Annotated in this window: 14 protein-coding genes; 6 read left to right on the top strand and 8 right to left on the bottom strand. The window is 39.7% G+C overall.

Going from position 1 to position 17,779, the window contains the following annotated elements:
- Positions 1-155 precede the first annotated feature (155 nt).
- Positions 156-1,469: a M20/M25/M40 family metallo-hydrolase gene (locus I6F41_RS04845; protein WP_197107812.1), complete on the top strand. Its 1,314-nt coding sequence runs from the start codon at positions 156-158 to the stop codon at positions 1,467-1,469.
- Between the two features lie 239 nt (positions 1,470-1,708).
- Here I6F41_RS04845 and I6F41_RS04840 read toward each other — a convergent pair whose 3' ends face one another.
- The 4 genes from I6F41_RS04840 to I6F41_RS04825 all read right to left on the bottom strand — a co-directional run bounded on the left by I6F41_RS04840 (position 1,709) and on the right by I6F41_RS04825 (position 4,759).
- Positions 1,709-2,026 (bottom strand): hypothetical protein, encoded by a 318-nt coding sequence (locus I6F41_RS04840; RefSeq protein WP_182683741.1) that lies wholly within the window; start codon positions 2,024-2,026, stop codon positions 1,709-1,711.
- A gap of 181 nt (positions 2,027-2,207) precedes the next feature.
- Positions 2,208-3,005, bottom strand: a complete 798-nt coding sequence (locus tag I6F41_RS04835) for a response regulator (RefSeq protein WP_197107897.1) — start codon at positions 3,003-3,005, stop codon at positions 2,208-2,210.
- Between the two features lie 63 nt (positions 3,006-3,068).
- Positions 3,069-3,785, bottom strand: coding sequence for an SIR2 family NAD-dependent protein deacylase (locus I6F41_RS04830; RefSeq protein ID WP_197107895.1), 717 nt, complete (start codon positions 3,783-3,785; stop codon positions 3,069-3,071).
- Between the two features lie 98 nt (positions 3,786-3,883).
- Positions 3,884-4,759: a sensor domain-containing diguanylate cyclase gene (locus I6F41_RS04825; protein WP_182683743.1), complete on the bottom strand. Its 876-nt coding sequence runs from the start codon at positions 4,757-4,759 to the stop codon at positions 3,884-3,886.
- Positions 4,760-5,143: 384 nt separating this feature from the next.
- On the opposite strand from I6F41_RS04825, the gene I6F41_RS04820 reads away from it, so the two are divergent.
- The 3 genes from I6F41_RS04820 to I6F41_RS04810 all read left to right on the top strand — a co-directional run bounded on the left by I6F41_RS04820 (position 5,144) and on the right by I6F41_RS04810 (position 9,790).
- Positions 5,144-7,225, top strand: coding sequence for a TonB-dependent receptor plug domain-containing protein (locus tag I6F41_RS04820; protein WP_331460865.1), 2,082 nt, complete (start codon positions 5,144-5,146; stop codon positions 7,223-7,225).
- An 84-nt stretch (positions 7,226-7,309) separates the two neighbouring features.
- Positions 7,310-7,765, top strand: coding sequence for a YfiR family protein (locus I6F41_RS04815; protein ID WP_231613390.1), 456 nt, complete (start codon positions 7,310-7,312; stop codon positions 7,763-7,765).
- Positions 7,766-7,768: 3 nt separating this feature from the next.
- Positions 7,769-9,790, top strand: a complete 2,022-nt coding sequence (locus I6F41_RS04810; RefSeq protein WP_197107810.1) for an EAL domain-containing protein — start codon at positions 7,769-7,771, stop codon at positions 9,788-9,790.
- A gap of 9 nt (positions 9,791-9,799) precedes the next feature.
- Here the strand turns inward: I6F41_RS04810 and I6F41_RS04805 are convergent, their stop codons facing one another.
- From I6F41_RS04805 to I6F41_RS04790, 4 genes are all read right to left on the bottom strand, one after another.
- Positions 9,800-10,435, bottom strand: a complete 636-nt coding sequence (locus I6F41_RS04805) for a methyltransferase family protein (RefSeq protein ID WP_197107890.1) — start codon at positions 10,433-10,435, stop codon at positions 9,800-9,802.
- 143 nt (positions 10,436-10,578) lie between these two features.
- On the bottom strand, positions 10,579-13,506 hold the full coding sequence (locus tag I6F41_RS04800) for a TonB-dependent receptor (RefSeq protein ID WP_197107809.1): 2,928 nt from the start codon (positions 13,504-13,506) through the stop codon (positions 10,579-10,581).
- 247 nt (positions 13,507-13,753) lie between these two features.
- Positions 13,754-14,527, bottom strand: a complete 774-nt coding sequence (gene dsbG, locus I6F41_RS04795; RefSeq protein ID WP_197107808.1) for a thiol:disulfide interchange protein DsbG — start codon at positions 14,525-14,527, stop codon at positions 13,754-13,756.
- Between the two features lie 9 nt (positions 14,528-14,536).
- Positions 14,537-15,358, bottom strand: coding sequence for a TlpA disulfide reductase family protein (locus I6F41_RS04790; protein ID WP_182683748.1), 822 nt, complete (start codon positions 15,356-15,358; stop codon positions 14,537-14,539).
- Positions 15,359-15,518: 160 nt separating this feature from the next.
- Between I6F41_RS04790 and I6F41_RS04785 the strand changes: the two genes are divergently transcribed.
- Entirely contained in the window at positions 15,519-16,190 is a 672-nt protein-coding gene (locus I6F41_RS04785) for a response regulator transcription factor (RefSeq protein WP_086999058.1), read from the top strand.
- Positions 16,190-17,506 (top strand): histidine kinase dimerization/phospho-acceptor domain-containing protein, encoded by a 1,317-nt coding sequence (locus tag I6F41_RS04780; RefSeq protein WP_197107807.1) that lies wholly within the window; start codon positions 16,190-16,192, stop codon positions 17,504-17,506. The genes I6F41_RS04785 and I6F41_RS04780 overlap by 1 nt, the downstream gene beginning before the upstream one ends.
- The last annotated feature ends 273 nt before the right edge of the window (positions 17,507-17,779 follow it).

Raw genomic sequence — 17,779 nt, 5'->3', positions numbered from 1 at the left:
TGTGTTTAAACCAATAACGCGTTCACCCTATAACTCTTAAACTTGTAACTCGTTATTGCTTATAAAATTAGTTAAAAATCACAATCTACTCCTATTGAATCCTAATTAATTTTACTTCATATTAAATACTCTTATTTCTCACTTATTATGCTGTTATGTCATTTTTAAAATTTAGCCATGCACTAATACTCACACTTGCTAGTACCTTACCGCTTATAAGTCATGCTGCGCTTGATAAAAACGAGCGTGAAATAGTAAAACAGGTCGATAAAAATATTCCTCAAGCACTTAAAGAAATAGAGCAAGCTGTAAATATTAATAGCGGTTCGCTTAATATTGCAGGTGTAAAAAAAGTAGGCGCGCTGACAAGCGAGCAGCTTAAAGCTATTGGTTTTAAAGTAGAATGGCTGGATGGCAGTGCGTTTAACCGCGCAGGGCATGTATTAGCAACCTTTGAGAGTAAAAACCCCGATGCAATAAAAATACTGATGATCGGCCATCTAGATACAGTCTTTGCCAAACACGATGATTTTACAACCTACAAACAGCTTGATGCCGATACAGCCAGTGGCCCAGGCGTTGCCGATATGAAAGGCGGTAACACGATAATAATTACCGCACTTAAAAGCTTGCAAGCGCTTAACTTACTTGAAAATGTAAGCATAAAAGTAATACTCACTGGCGATGAAGAAAGCAGCGGTCGTCCGCTTAGCTTATCTAAACAAGCCATTGTTGATGCGGCAATGTGGGCAGACGTTGCTTTAGGCTTTGAAAATGGCGATAACAATATTAAAACCGCCATGGCGGCGCGCCGTGGTTATACCGGCTGGACGCTAAACGTAAGTGCTGCAGCGGCGCATTCGTCGCAAATATTTAGTGATAATGTAGGCTATGGCGCTATTTACGAAGCATCGCGTATTTTAAATAGCTTTAGAGAACAACTTGCCACACAACCTAATTTAACTTTTAACCCAGGGCTTATTGTGGGTGGCACAAATGCCGACTACGACAGCGCTAATTCGTCAGCAACTGCGTTTGGTAAAAGTAATGTAATAGCACAAACCGTACATATAGCAGGCGATTTACGCGCACTTTCACCAAAACAATTAGAAAACGCAAAAAGGTCAATGCAACTCATAGCTAGTAATAGTTTAAATGGCAGTAAAGCAGAGCTTATTTTTGAAGACGGCTACCCGCCAATGGCATTAACCGATGGCAATAAAAAGCTATTAGCATTATACAGCGATGCGAGCCACGATTTAGGTTACAACAAAGTAGTGGCAGCCAATCCACGCAATGCAGGCGCTGCGGATATTTCGTTTGCCGCAAGCCATGTTAATATGGCACTTGATGGCTTGGGCTTAATGGGCAGTGGCGCGCACACTAAAAACGAAACTGCCGATTTAACTAGCCTTGATAAAAACATAAAAAAAACCGCATTGCTTATTTACAGGTTAGGGCAGCTGTAAGATTATTATTTAATGTTTTCTACCAGTGAGCCAACTAATTATGTTTAATGCCATTAACCCAAGAGCAGGTTAATTAACTCTGCCACCCTACTCTTTAGCCTAGCTTTAATTCTGGTAATAAGTATGCAAAAGGCCAATAAAATTGGCCTTTTGCATAAGTAATGTTGCATGTATAAGGTGATCTGGGTAATTAACTCACCATTGAACCATTACAATAACCAACGCTGGTACTATTAATTTTATGTTTCACGGTGCTTTTTCTCATGGCTGTCGTAATCAGCATCGCGCACTCTTCTATCACTGTCTCTTTTGCCTTTTTTGCGTTTTCTTTTAACTGCTTCGGCCATATCATTAACTTTAAGCCCTTCTTCAGGGTTGTCCGACTCACAGAGTATTTCATCTATAGCTAAGTCCATTTCAGCTCTGATCTCTGCAATTGCAATTCTTTTTTCTTTGAGAATTTCATCTATAGCCATTTTTTTTGCTGCAACAATTGCCTCTATTTGCTCACCAGCAGCGTCTTTACTATTGAGATTATTGATATCGGGATCAGACATAATGTGTCCTTAGCTAAAGTAGTCAGGAGTTACTAACCTTTATACTTTAGTATATAAATAGCAAAAATAAAATTGTCTCTTTATTGCTTTATACCCTAAATATTAGGGGTAAAGTAATAAACCTGAGCTCCGGATAATAACTTAAAATACTGCTATTTCTTCGAGTACTTGCTTAAACTTGTTAAGACATTATTTTAAATAGTAAATCTCTCACTGTTGCTGGTTCAAACGGTTTGTCGCATATGGCATCCACTCCGGCTTGAGAGATGTTTGCTAGGTGGGTTTCATTGGCTTCTGAGCTCACCATTAAAATAGGAATATGAGAATAGCTATTTGAGCCTCTAACCGCTGCTGTTAGCTCTCGGCCATCCATTTCCGGCATATTGTAATCGGTTACTATTAAGTCAAACGCTTGCTCGTTTAGCTGCTCAATTGCTTGTTTGCCATTCTCAGCCTCTACCGGCGCAGGTATTCCCATACCAGCAAGCACCCGAATAATATGTTTACGAGCAAAGCGGCTATCGTCAACCACTAATACGCGCAGCAAAGTAACATCAAAGTGTTCAAGCTCTACTTCTTGTTCGCTAATTATATCTAAGGTAGCTTTAAGCGCTCGGGTAATGGCTTCGCTGGTAAAGGGTTTAGGTAAAATAGCTAACACGCCCGATTGCCTTAATTGCTCAAGATACTTTTTATTACGCTCGCTCGATACCAACATAAATGCTTGGTGCTCTGTGCGCGGGTTCGATCTAATGTTTTGTAGCAGTGAATCGGCGGTGCCGTCAGCTAAGTACATACTGCTAATAACTAAATCTGGTTGGTAATTTGCAAGCAGGGTTAAAGCTTGGGTTTGTGTAGTGGCGGTTTCTATTTGTTTTACACCACTTTGTATTAATGATTTTATGATCAGTTTTTGCTGCACTTCTGAAGGCTCGACCAATAATATTGATAGATTAGCTTTTTCAGTTAAGTCACTAATTTATATCTCTTTATTATTATAATCTTGCTGTTTTTATAAGGAGCTAACACTCGGTTTAAAACTTTAATTACTCTGAATATATTCAAGCGCGGTCATTTTTTTATAACTTACATTTGGATGTAAAATATGTGCTGGGTGTGGATCTACAACTTCTAACGCAATATTGTATTCGCGGGCTATTTCCAGCGCCATTTGGGTAATGTTAACGCTAAACGATGTACCCATAAATACAATTTTATCGGCATTGACCATGCGTTGTTGTGCTTCGCTAATTTTATATAACTCGGTGTAGTATTCATCAAATAATAATACAAACGGTTTAAAAGAGTGATTAAGCACTGGCGCTTGGTTTTGAATATTAAACACCTCAAATAATGAGTTGTGTAAATGAGCCTCATCTACCTTATCCCAAGGGGTAATCACCGTTTCTACGTTTTCGCCTTGCTGATGAAACAGGGTCATTTGATCTAACCTGCCATGAACTGCAATATAGTTTTTATTTCCTGCTTTACCATCAAGCCCATCTATATTTTGCGTTATTAGGTTTTTATCTTTTAGCCAATAATGTACGTCGTTAGGGCCGTGGTTTCTATACGTTGCAAACCTGTGGTAATACCAAGCTAAAAACTCTTTAGGGGCGTTTTGATACATAGCGCGTGTGGCCATTTGCATTGGTGTATAACTTTTACTACCAATAGTCCAATAACCATCTTCACCTCTAAAGGTAGGAATACCGCTGGCTGCGCTAACGCCCGCGCCTGTAATATATAACGTATTAATTGCTAACCTCTGCACTTACTATTTGAATCTAAGTTATGTAACATAAAATACTTAACTTACCTAACTGGCCTGCTTTTTTATTATTTGAGCGTTTAATTTTAAGTTGGGTAATCTATGCTATTGGCACTCATTCTTTTGATTTTATACATGGCTTGATCAGCGTGTTTTATTAATTGATGGTCTGTTTCTCCGTGGGTGGGGTAATTTGCAATTCCAATACTCGGAGATACATTTAATGATAGCTCATCTAGTTTAAATGGCTGTTGGAACTGCCCAATTATTTTTCTTTTAACGGCCGTGGTATCGCCAGCGCTACTTAAGCCCTCTAGCACAATCAAAAACTCATCTCCGCCTAAGCGCCCTACTGTATCGTATTCTCTTACTACGCTTAAAAGCCGCTGTGCTATGTGTTGCAGTAACTTATCACCCATAAGGTGGCCATACGTATCATTAATAGCTTTAAAGCCATTAATATCAATAAATAATATCGAAAATAGTGTGTTTTCTCTTTCTGCTTTTATTATTGCAGCCTGTAACCTGTCCATTAGTAATGAGCGATTTGGTAAACCTGTAAGCCCATCGTGGCCAGCCATATAATAAAGCTGCTCTTCCATTTTTTTTCGCTCGGTAATATCGTGAGCAACTGCAATTCTTACTTGGTGATCTGATGACCAGCACACTGACCACAAAATATGAATTATTTGACCGTCTTTACGAACCCAGCGGTTTTCGAACCGTGAATGAGTTGTTTCGCCCGACAAAAGTGAAGCAACGGCATTATAAGTTTTATTATGATCGCCTTTATAAACGTAATCAATCATAGGCTTGCCTACTACTTCGGCAGCTTTATAACCAAATATTTGTTCAAACGCGGCACTTACAAATACAAACGTACCTACTTTATTTACCACGCACACAGCATCAAGCATTAAATCAAGTACTTCTTCTAGTTCTATTAACTCATTCTTTATCATACTTTGTTTGCCTCTAAAGCAAGGTGAAGCTAGTTAAGTATTCGGTATACACAAAAGTTACATTTTATTTATTGTTAAATAAAGTTAATTTTTACTCGCTCGTTTTACAAATAAGACATTAAAAATAAGACTAACCTCATAATCTAATACTAAGCCTATGATCTTAATAGTAACTACTCTTAACACACAATAATAAATGTTTTTTCTATAATTGCTCGGGCAGGCTATATGCTTAAATATAAAAAGTTGCCTACTACAAAATAACATCTATGCTTTTGAGTAGCATAAAGGATGCTTTAGCCAGTCACACATGTTAATTTTATGTGTTAATGTGTGTTTTTATAAAACCAATGACTGTTTTTAATTAGTGCGGGAGCCGCCTAGGTGAGTATTTTACAACGATTTTTATTAACAACACTTTTCATTACTCCGCTTTTAGCGGCCCAAACATTTAATAACAGCGACCTAGAGCTTGACACTCTAATGGGTATGGATGTTCAAACCACCTCTGCAATGAAAAGAGCACAATCGGCTTTCGATACCGCGTCATCTATTTACGTTTTAAATAAAGAACAAATTAGCCAATCGGGAGCAACGTCTGTTCCTGAAGCACTTAAAATGGTACCTGGCCTTATTGTAAGGCAACTAGATAACAATCAATGGGCTATTTCATCTCGTGGTGTGGCATCTCGTTTTTCAAGCAAGTTGTTGGTAATGATTGATGGCCAAAGCTTATACTCTCCGCAGTTTGCAGCTGTATATTGGGAAGCGCTTAATGTTCCGCTATACGATATTGAGCGCATAGAAGTTATCCGTGGACAAGGCGGGCTCTTATGGGGAAGTAACGCTAATAATGGCGTTATTAACATAATCACTAAAAATAGCCTTGATACTCGTGGCGGATATACAGATGTTACAACTGGTAGCCAAGTAAACAGTGACGTTAATTTTCGTTATGGCGACGATATCAGTAGAAATGGGAGTTACCGTGTTTACGGCCACCTAAATAATACTCAAGCTTCTAAACGTGAAAGTATTTACCGAGATAACATACTTACTCCCAATGATACTAAAAAACAATATTCGCTTGGTTTTCGAACTGACTTTACACCCAGTAATAACTGGAACATATTAGTTCAAGGCGATATAACTCATTCTAAATTATCTCAAAACTTACGTGCCGCAGTTGATGAAACAAATAGAAATATAGCTTTTACCGAAAACTTTAAAAGAACCGATTCACGTTTAATGGCTCGTATTGATAGTAGAATATCTACCAGTGCGAATCAGATGTTACAAGTATCGTGGCTTAAACAACGTGGTACCGAAATATATTTAAAAGAAGATTTTGAGTCTTTAGATATAGATTATCAAATGAACTTTATTCACAACTCTTTACAGTTAGATTGGGGGTTAAGCTACCGTTACAACGATGTTGTATCAAAAGAGGGCTTACTATTTAATTATGATAAAGGGATTGAGCATTTAAAACAGTATGGGGGCCTTTTACAACTTCAGTATGACTTAATTCCAGAAAAGCTCGCCTTAATTATTGGCACCAAACTTGATCATAACGATTTAACTGGTTGGGAAAACCAACCCTCTGCAAGGTTTACTTATAAACTGACCAAAAAACACCTCGCATGGGGCGCTGTTTCACGCAGTGTACGTATTCCTGCACTTTTGGAGTATGACTATAACTTTAAAGTAAGCGGAACCGAAACAAGCAAAATATTACAAACAACAACGGGGATTGCTGCAATCGATGAATATAGGGTGGCAACATTTTTAAACGGCAATGACAAGGTAGAATCAGAAAAGTATTTATCTTATGAGCTCGGCTATCGATTTAGTGATGCAAACTGGTCTGTCGATTTTTCAGCGTATCGTACTGATGCAAAAGATGTCGTGGTTTTTAGTACAGATCCGACTGATCAAGTAGCACAATTTTTTCCAGTACAAGCACTGTTGCAAGCAGGAAAATTCACACAAGCAGCTCAAGTACTTACAACTACCCAACTTAACTTAGATTTAGTTGCTGTTGCAGAAGCCAAAACAGATGGGCTTGATCTTGTATTTGCATGGCAAGCCCTTGATACACTTAATACAGAGCTTGGTTATAGTTATACCGATTTTACTTACGATTTACCGCCAAATACAATACCCACTATTGGCTATGACTCAATAAATAGGCAAGTTTTTGCTAAAGCCAATTACACCCCGCTAAATGGCCATAATATACTTGCTGTATTGCGATCAGAAAATTCTAGCGCATACGGTACAAATAGCTACACTGCACTGGATCTTACCTGGAATTGGCAAATAAATTCACAGTGGTTAGGCAAACTATCGGCTAAAAACTTATTTGCCGACTCTCACCTTGAATTTCACAACACAAACGAAGCGTATACAATACCAACTTATATAGACAAAAGTATTTCACTTACAATTGCCTTGACGTTTTAAGTTAAAACAATGCTTAAATTAAGATATTTACCCCAAAGCCTTTTAATAACACTAATGCTGTTACCGAGCACAAGTAGTTATGCTATGGAAAAAGAGTATCAATTGAAAGCTGCTTTTTTATATAATTTTGCACGATTCAGCCAATGGCATAATTCGCTCTCCCAGCGTGAGTATTTCACTTTATGCAGCCCCGACAAACACTTTGTAGATACAGCAAGCACGACTTTAAAAGGTCGTTCAATAAACAAACAACCCATTCAAAATAAACATGTAGCATTGGATCAAATATCAATTAATGGCTGTCATATGTTGTTTATTACTTCAAGTACAGCAGCAAATTGGCAAAGTGCACAACAGCTATTTTATAAGAATATTATGCTCGTAGGCGAAGCCGAAAATTTTATTAAAAACGGTGGGCAAATTAGGTTTTTTTTAGCTGGTGGTAAAGTTCGTTTTGAAATTGCCCCTCAAAAACTCGAAGAAGCAGATATTGCTATGAGCTCAAAAGTACTACGCCTTGCTCGCATTGTTAAGGGATAACAAATGAGAAAGCTATTTAAGTTAAATACAATGAATAAAAAATTGCTCTTTATTTTAATGAGCGTTGCTTTAGTTTCAACTGCTACAGTAACAATTGTATTTAGTGCATATGAAATGGCAAATGCTAAAGAAGAGCAAGCTAAAAGCCTAAATTCGCTGTTAAAGGTACTCTCCCCCAATATTACTACCGCGCTCATGTTTGACGATACCGACGCAGTACAAGAACTAATAAACCCTATCCTTATTCGTTCAGATATTGTATCGGTTGTTGTAAATAGTGCCTTTGGTAAGCAGCTTGCAATAGCGCCCGCGTTAGCACATAGCCAAGCGGTTGAGCACAGCTTTGAAGTATCGACAGCGCTTTCGTTAGATTCACAGTATTATGGTGAGCTAAAAATACGCACGAATAATAGTTACATAAATGATCGAGGCGAGTTTTATACTAAATTTATTATTATATTAATAATTTTTACCTTTGTAATTAGCCTACTTTTGTCGTTATTACTAAGACGACGTTTTTTAAACCCTATTTTATACTTAGCGCAAACCGCAAATAAAATAACTACATCGAACGACTATAGTTTACGCGCAAAACAACTCTCTGAAGATGAAGTAGGCCAACTTACCGCTTGTTTTAACGATATGCTATATACAATAGAGCAACGAGAAAACTCCTTAGAAAAACAAGTTAGCTTACGTACAAAAGAGCTAGAAAGCGCCAACATACAACTCCACAAATTTGCATATCAAGATGGCCTCACAGATCTACCCAATAGGCGCTATTTTTACGAAAAACTACAAAGTTTAATAAACACTAAAAATATGACCTTTACGCTTATTTTGATTGATTTAGATGGTTTTAAAGAAGTAAACGATAGCCTTGGCCATGACTACGGCGATTTATTGTTACATCAAGTAGCAACTCGACTAAAAAGTTGTGTGCGCAATAACGACACGGTGGCTCGCCTTGGAGGCGACGAATTTACACTTATTTTAGAAGGTGTTGACGATTTAAGTACTGCACAACAAATCGCTAAAACAATAAAAAACAGTTTAATTCAATGTATCCATATAAAAAAAGAGCCTATTTATATTACCGCCAGTATAGGTCTCGCATTTTTCCCTGATGATGGTTGTACTGTTGAAGAACTGGTAAAACGCGCTGATCAGGCTATGTACTTATCTAAAAGTAAAGGGCGCAATCGTTATGAGTTTTTCTCGTATATTATTGAAGAACAAGCCATAGAAAAACGGCTTTTAATAGAAGAAATCAGAGTTGCCCTCAAAGAAGAGCAGTTTGAGCTTTACTACCAACCTATTTTTTCAATTGATGGTGAAACAGTGCAAAAAGCAGAGGCATTAATACGTTGGAATCACCCTATACGAGGCTTAATTGGCCCAAATGATTTTATACCAATCGCTGAAAAAAATGGCTTAATTTGTGATATTGGCCGCTGGGTAAAATTACAGGCAATACGCGATACCATAGAATTTAATGACGTATGTGAAATACCAATGCAAATTAGTGTTAATACCTCACCATTAGAAATTGACCGTGCCGGCAACTGGGTTGACTTGTGGGTCGAGGCAAGTAAGCAATATGAATTAGCCGCACACACCATTTTAATTGAGGTAACCGAAAATACCTTAATGATCCCTGACTCGCCAATTCAAAGCCAATTTAAACGTTTAAATACAATAGGTATTGATATTGCTATTGATGATTTTGGCGTTGGTTATTCATCGCTTTCTTATTTACAGCGGCTTCCTATAAGCATACTTAAAATAGATCGTTCATTTATTAACGACATAGAGAGCAATAACAATAGCATTGCACTCATTAAAGCTATTATTACTATGGCCCATAACTTAAAGGTTAAAGTGGTTGCCGAGGGGGTAGAAACTCAAGAGCAATACGCACTTTTAGAACAGCTCAATTGCGATTATATTCAGGGGTATATATTTTCAAGACCCATTGCTAAAAAAACATTTATTGAACTATATGTTAAACCTAATAATTGCTAAGCCTTAGCGCTATAACCAACGTGGTACTAATTCTTTATATTTTTTATATTGGGTGTTAAATATGCTCACTAAATGCTGCTCTTCAATCAACACCTGACGATATAACGCAGTAAGCCCAACCAGTAAACACACTAAGCTAAACACACTCGGCAATGCTAAAAAAAAGCCTAACTGCGCCGCAGCAACGCCTAAATACATAGGATTACGAGAATATGCATAAAAGCCGTTTATTTTTAGCTCATCGGGCCCTTGTGGGTCTATTCCTGAACGCCAAAGTGATGCCATATTAAAATGCACCACCATAGTTAATATAAAACCAACAGTTAATAAAGCATTACCTAGCATTACGCCTGGCCATGTATTTAACGGCAAAAAAATTCCGAGGTAGTTATCGGTTGCAGGTATAAATACTCTTACAACGCACACCAACCAAATAGCAGCTCTAAAAAAACGAAAAACGAGGTGATTCCACCAATTAGCGCAGTATTTTTTCCCTGTAAAAATTACTCCCGATGGTGTATTGCTGTTTTTATAGAGTATTCTAACGGTGTAGAACCCCGCTACAAAGGTATAAAAAACGGCTAAATAAATGCGGGTAAATTCGATTAAGGACGCAGAGTCATTAATTAAAGGCTGATAGGTTATCAATATTAGTTACTCGCGGTGATTACTCAATTTTAATTATAAATTCATCATAGTATTCATACCGTTAAGAAACAAGGTAAACACAAATAATAAGCCAACTTTATGTTTAAGCCGGCTTATTAAAAGTTGCTTTAGGGAGCAGTTTAAAAGCTGTAGTTAAACCCAGCGTAATAACGCCTGCCCGAGTAGCTTGAGTTTAGTAACCGTGCGTCACTATCGTTACCTAAACGGGTAACCGACTCTGACTTGGTTAAGTTTATAATTGCTGCGGTAAAACTAAGGCCTTCGTATAAGTTAATTGAGGCATTAACATCAACCTGATCGTATGGGTCTTGGTACACGTTTAAGCCACTATTTAAGCCCAGTACCGTTTCGCCGCGCTTATTGTATGAGGCACGTATGTTAAAATCATCACCCTCAAAATAAACCGAAGTATTATATTGATACTTAGCACTGCCGATCAGTGGCGATTGTCCAAATGCTTCGCCATCTACGGTTACTTCTGCTTTATTGGTTTTGTTATAGGTGTAGTTAGCGTAAAAACCAAAGCCGCTATCAAAGGCATGTTGCAAAAACACCTCGGCTCCTTTAGATACCGCGTTAGTGCCATTACCTACTGTGCTGTAAGGAGTAATATTTATATTACCCGCCTCTACAATACCGTCTTTACCAGCAAAGTTTTGTTGGGCGTTAATTACCACTGGCACTACAAAGTTATCAACTTTTTTATGAAACAGCGCTAAGCCAATTGCTGAGCCTTCAGCGTAATAGTATTCGATAGATAAATCGGCTTGTACCGATATAAACGATTTTAAGTTTTTATTACCGCCACTGCCACTAAAGCCAGGTTGCTCGTTAAAATCGGCTCTGTCGGCTGCCCACTCGTCTGAAATATAACTAATGCGTTGCTGCGCGCCTAAATCAGCATAATCGGGGCGCGACATTACTTTAGCAACCGCGCCACGAATAACTAAGTCATCTGTGGCATCCCAGGCAATGTTAAAGCTAGGCAGTACTTGGGTGTCGGTGTTTTGTTGCACTACAAGTTGGTAATCCTCGACTGAGCGATCATCACCGGTAACAGGCTCCCCTGTTTCATCATTGGTATGATCTAAAAAGTAGGTATATAAATCGGTAGAAGCACTCATGGTTTTGCTGCGTACAACCCGTACCCCTAAATTACCTCTAACTTGATTAAATTCAAAGTCACCTTGCAGATAAAAAGCCGCTATTTTTTCTTCTATATCGTATACAAAGTTGTCTTCCATACGGGTGTAAGGCACGTAGTTACTGGTAATCATATCGCGGTATTTATCCCAATCAATACTGGGCATTTGGTTTATATTAAAGCCCCCTGCAATATTGCCTTGGTTAATAAAAACATCTTGCGCTGCCGGCATACCGTTATTCCACTGGTAACTATCAAAGCGGGTTATGCCGCCCTCTTTGGCTTCCCCGGCGGCAATATCAAAACGAGGATCTAAAAAGAAGGTATTACCGGTTTCGCGGTGCAATGTGGCTTCGCGGTATTTTACGCCGGTTTTAATGGCTGTTAAAAAACCCCAATCGGTGTAAAAATCTAGATCGCCTTGGTAGTAACTTTCTTCAAGCTCGCTGCGTACAAAGCTTGAGTTTGATGAACCCGGATCGCGCCCACCGCCTACGCCACTGAGTAAATTAGCCAGTGTATTTGGGTCTATATTGAGGGTTACATCGTTTTTACCAAGTTGCCAACCAGCATTTTGCGCTGCGTTTTCAATGGTTGTTGGGTTTTCGCTGGCATTTGAGCTTTTATAGGCGGCCTCCCAGCTTTCTTCTGGGCCGCCTTTTGAGCGAGTATTGCCCGCAACAAAGCGCGCTTTAAAATCATCACCTTCGTAAGTTAAATTAAAATCGAAGGTATCTGAACTCGACTCCTCACGAACATAACTGCCACGCATCCACGGAAACTGCATGTCACCTTGTGCGCCACTCGCTGTAGCATCAAACTGCATACCATTAACAATCGTGCCCGATTCATCCAAGTTCACATCGGTTAGGTAATCGGGATTTAACGACCACTCTGGCATATCAATAACCGACTCAGTTCTGTTTTGCCCCAGCGTAAAGCCAAAATAGTTTAATCCTATTTCTACACGATTGGTTGGACGCCACTGCGTACTAAACTGTATGCCTTCACGTTCACGTTTTTCATTAAGTACCGAGCCGCGCACGACTTGTGGAAACCACACGCCATCATAATTATTACCATTGGTATCGGTAATTGTATCCCAGCTATTATTGTTATTTACCGCATTACCATTTACATCTACCGGTTGGCCATCGCCCGTGTAGCGCCACACATTGGCATCGGTGCCACCAGAGAGGGTACGGTTGGTGCGCTCTTGGCGAGTATACCCTACTAAAAAACCAAGCGTTTCTGCATCGTTTTTCCAAGAATATAAACCGGTTAGTTGTGGCTCACTGTTTTGCGTTACATCACTGTAAGTACCTTCAACATTGAGTACTCCAGAGTTTGCCTCCATGCTAAGCGGCTTACGGCTATGCATTAATACTGTGCCACCTACACCACCTTCATCTAAACGCGCTTCGGGCGATTTATATACCTCAACACTGGCTATCATGGCTGAAGGAAGTAGCGTGTAATCAAACGAACGCGAAGGCTCGCCTGGTGACGAGGCAATAAAATTACCGTTAAGCTGAGTAAAAGTAAGCTCAGACGACAAACCACGAATACTTACCGATGCGCCTTCGCCGCCATCACGCTCAATCATTACCCCTGGTATACGTTGCAATGAGTCGGCTACGTTTTTATCTGGAAACTTACCAATATCTTCTGCGGTTATAGCATCAACAACTGAGCTAGACATGCGTTTAATGTCGAGGTTTTCGGCCATACTGGAGCGAATACCGCGTACTTCTATTACTTCTATATCGGCATTATTTTTAGCTGTGAGGGCTGGTTGCGCCGCATACGCACTACCTATGGCAGATAAAACAGATAAACACAGTGCTGATTTTATAAATGTTAATGCTGGTAGTGAAAAGGGGCGATTATTGCAAGTACTCATGACAGTGTACGGTTCCATTTTATGCGCTTTTGATACTTAGCGGCAGCGCTATCAATAAAGGTCAATAGCGGGTCAAAAATTGCTGCTAAGTCTACAGCGCCAAACTTAATGGCCGATTAATAATGTTGATAACTTACTGAATAGCTTATGTAAATAACAAAGTGTAACAATGTTTAACGTTATTTATAAAAAAGCCGGTAAAACTTTTACCGGCTTGACGTTGCACACTATGTACTTGGTTGGTTGTTTACTTGGTTGGCTTACTTGGCAGTGGGCCGAGGATCTCAGTCATTAATGGCGCAGGCGGTAACCCCATTTGCATTTTTACCGCACCATTAGCATCGTGATAAAAAGTAGCGGGGGTGGCTCTGGCACCAACCCCCATCATTATTTGATGGTTTTTCATTAATTGCGCATTTATGTGCTCAGGTGGATTTTTTAGCGGCTGTAATGTACGCGCTAAATTATCGTTTTCAAACTTTTTTAACACTTCTTCAGGGTTGCTTGCACTCATAATAGCCGCCGCTTTGCCTAAGCTGTCGGCTTTTAAAATACCCACTAAAATATGGCGTATTTGTACCTCACCCGCATCCACCCAAGGACGCGCATTTTGCCAAAACTGTCTGCAGTACGGGCAGTTTGGATCAGTGAAAGTATAAACTACTCGCTTTGCCTTGGCTGAACCATCGACTATCCAATGGCTACTCTCTAATGTTTGCCAGTCTTTTTGCGCTTTAGGGCCTGTGGCGTAGTCGTTTGCCGCTTGCTCTCCTACATTATTACCATTGGCGTCAAGCATAGGGCCGGTAAATAAATATTGCTCGTCGGCGGTGATATATAAAGTAATAACTTGGCCTTTAAAGTCGGCAACATAGCCTTTCATGTTGGCAGGCGCTGCAAACTCGCTGACTATTTCGCCGCCTTGCTCAGTAACTAACTTAAGGGGTGCTGGCAGTGCTTTTTGTTGAGCCAATATGGGCGAGGTAAACGCAAGTAATGGCAATAAATAAATTAACTTCATGAGGCATCCTTATTGTGCAGACTGTTGATTTATAGCTTGCATGTAATAACGCAAACTCGCGTGTGAGAGCTCTCCCATGTGACTGGTTACTAATTTGCCATCACTGCTATAAAAAAGCGTGGTTGGTAACCCAGCAGCTCCTGATTCACGACTTACATTACTGTTTTGATCAAAAAACACATTGCGTAAGTCGAGCTGCTCAGCATTAATAAATTTTTGTACCGTAAATAAATCCTCTCCTTGGTTAACAAAAACAAAAGCTATATTAGGATTGTTTTTTTGCGCAGCCTGTAATACCGGCATTTCTTTACGACACGGTGGGCACCACGACGCCCAAAAGTTAATAACGACAGGTTTGCCTTTAAATGACTGTAAATCAACCTCTTTACCACGCAGGTTATATACCGCAGATTGTGGCAGCTCAACCCCAGCTTTATAAATAGAGGCAGCAAAGGTAGGCACCATAATGGTAAACAACGCGACAATAGCCGCTATGAAATAGGTTTTCAGCACTGCTTTTTTGCCTCGCGCATACAGCGCCAACACAAGCGCACCCGCCACCCAACCATAGGTAGGCATAAAGCCGCCATCGCTTATATTTATGAGTTGCCACCAGTTTTCTTGATACGCATCCCACATAATCAAAACAAACATTAATCGCGCAACAATAAAGCCCACTACAAATGCTTTAAATACCGTGTCTAAAATTGCTTTTTGCTGTGGTTGCTTACGAGTTTGTAAATAAGTAAGCAACCAAAATACGCCTAAGCCTAATAAAATAATAAGCTGCGAAATGGCAATAACAAACGGCCCGAGTGAAATACTTAACATGGCTATAAATCTTCTTTAAATACGGTTAGCCGCTATAGTATACAAAGCGTTAATTAAGCCAATATTAAGAGCAAAAATTAATAGTAAATAAGCACATAGCAGTTACTTCACCAATGGAAACAGGTATTCTAGCTAGGGTGTTTTAAACAGGGTAGCGAGTATGTTTGTATTGTTAGTGGAAGATGATGACGTAATAGCCGACGCTATTTGTACTTACTTAACCCACCAAGGGCTAGCCGTTGAGCACGTTAGTACACTAAGCGCAGCCACTACTTATATGCAATCGAGCAATTTTGATTTATGCATTCTTGATTTAAACCTACCCGATGGTAATGGCATTAACTGGTTAAGCTGGCTGCGTGACAATCGTTTTTCGCTACCCGTGCTTATTCTTACCGCCAGCAATACCATAGATGACAAAGTTATTGGATTAAAAAAAGGCGCCGACGACTACCTGGTAAAACCTTTTGATTTAAGAGAGTTATTAGCGCGGCTATTAAGCTTAAAGCGCCGCGCAAGCGATAGGCTCAGCAATACAATTACTCACGGCGCACTGCAATACGATTTAGAGCAACATAAAGTATTACTCAATGGCACGCTTGTTTCCTTGTCACGTAACGAGGACTTATTACTGCAAACCTTTTTAAATAGTCCGCAACAAATTTTAACCCAAAGCCAGTTAAAAAATGTACTTTATGGCGTGTGCGATGATGTAGCGAGTAACGCACTTAACGTACATATTTTTAATTTACGTAAAAAACTAGGCGCACCGGCAATAGAAACCATACGTGGCCTAGGCTTTAGATTAGGCACAATAGAGGTGAGCCACTAATGAGCTTGCGTTTGCGGTTAACGGTATTGGTTGCAGCGGTATTTTTAGGCTTTTGGCTTATCGCCAGTGTGTGGATGATATCGGGGTTAAACAATAAGTTAGAGGTTAACTTTGATCAGCGCCTGCGCTCAACCGCTTTTATGTTAGGTAACATTTTAGCCCACGTACCCAAAGATGCGCTCAGTAAAAGCCTCCCTGATATTATAAATGCCAGTGGGGTAAACACTGAAAAAGGCCTAACCTGTCAAATAAGCTCCCTGCAAGGCAGTATAATTGCCAGCAGTAACAGCCAATCGTTTCCCAATCAGCCTAGCTTAAACCAAGGTTTTAGTTATTTAAGCTCTGAGCAAGCGCAGTGGCGTACATTCACCTTAATTACTGCGCAATATAAAATTACCATTGCCGATAAAGTGGCCGAGCGCGATGTGCTCTATCACGACTTACTCATTAGCATACTCATTCCACCGGCGTTAGCTATTTTTGTTGCCCTAATATTACTTTGGTTTGCAATTGGCACAGGAATACGGCCAATAAAGTTATTAATACACGCGCTTGAAAAACGCGGCAGTCACGACTTAGAACCGATACAGTTAAACCAGCCTTTAAAAGAACTGCAACCGCTTATAACTAGCCAAAATGCCTTAATGGCCCGCTTAGCAAAAGGGATCAGCCGCGAAAAACACTTTACCAGTAATGCCGCGCATGAGCTAAGAACCCCACTAGCCGGCATTTTAGCGCAAATACAATTAGCTGAGCTTACGCAAGATACCACCCAGCAAAAAGCACTAGGGCAAGCTAAAAAAAGTGCGCATAGATTAAATACTATTTTAGACAATCTACTGGTGTTAGCCCATGTAGATGCCGACACGCCGCTAAACATTACAGAGCCTTGGGAGCTTGATTCGTTAATTACTACTGTGGTAACAGAATCAAACAACAATAACGCCCGCTTAACCTATAATATAACAGCAAGCCAGCCAGTGTACTGTATTCCCAGTGCCATGCTCACTATAGTGTGTCGTAATTTACTTGATAACGCATTTAAGTACAGCAAAGCGAATACACCAGTCATTTTAGCCGCTAATTTAACAGCCACAGCACTAAAAATAACCATTGGTAACCACGCCTATATTAACCAAGCTGACTTAGCTAATATGGCAACTCGTTTTTGGCGTAAAGGCGCAGCAAACGGCGCTGGGCTTGGCCTATCAATTGTGGCCAGCATCGCCGAAAAGTACCAAGGTTCGCTCACTCTTAAAAATAATAATGCGTTATTTATTGCCGAATTTACCGTGCCCGTTAAGGTAAATAACTAAGTTACGAAGTAACCTGATGTAACAACCTTCCTTTTACTGCATGTTTTTTTTAAGCTAATAGCTGTTTTATTAAAATATGCTGAGCACTTGCTAATACATGCTCAGCAACCCGCACACTATCTCGCGCTAAGTACTAGCTGCGGCCAATATTATTAATAAATCAGCGTTGCCCTGCACAACATTTATTTACCTACCGACTACAACACCAACAATTAATTCACCCCATTTACCTTGTATTGCTAGATTTAGAAAATAACAACTGGTATAACAGGT

Source organism: Pseudoalteromonas sp. SCQQ13, assembly GCF_015864415.1.
Lineage (GTDB): Bacteria > Pseudomonadota > Gammaproteobacteria > Enterobacterales > Alteromonadaceae > Pseudoalteromonas > Pseudoalteromonas nigrifaciens.
The sequence above is the reverse complement of the archived record's forward strand: the minus strand, read 5'-3'. Positions and strand labels throughout refer to the sequence as shown.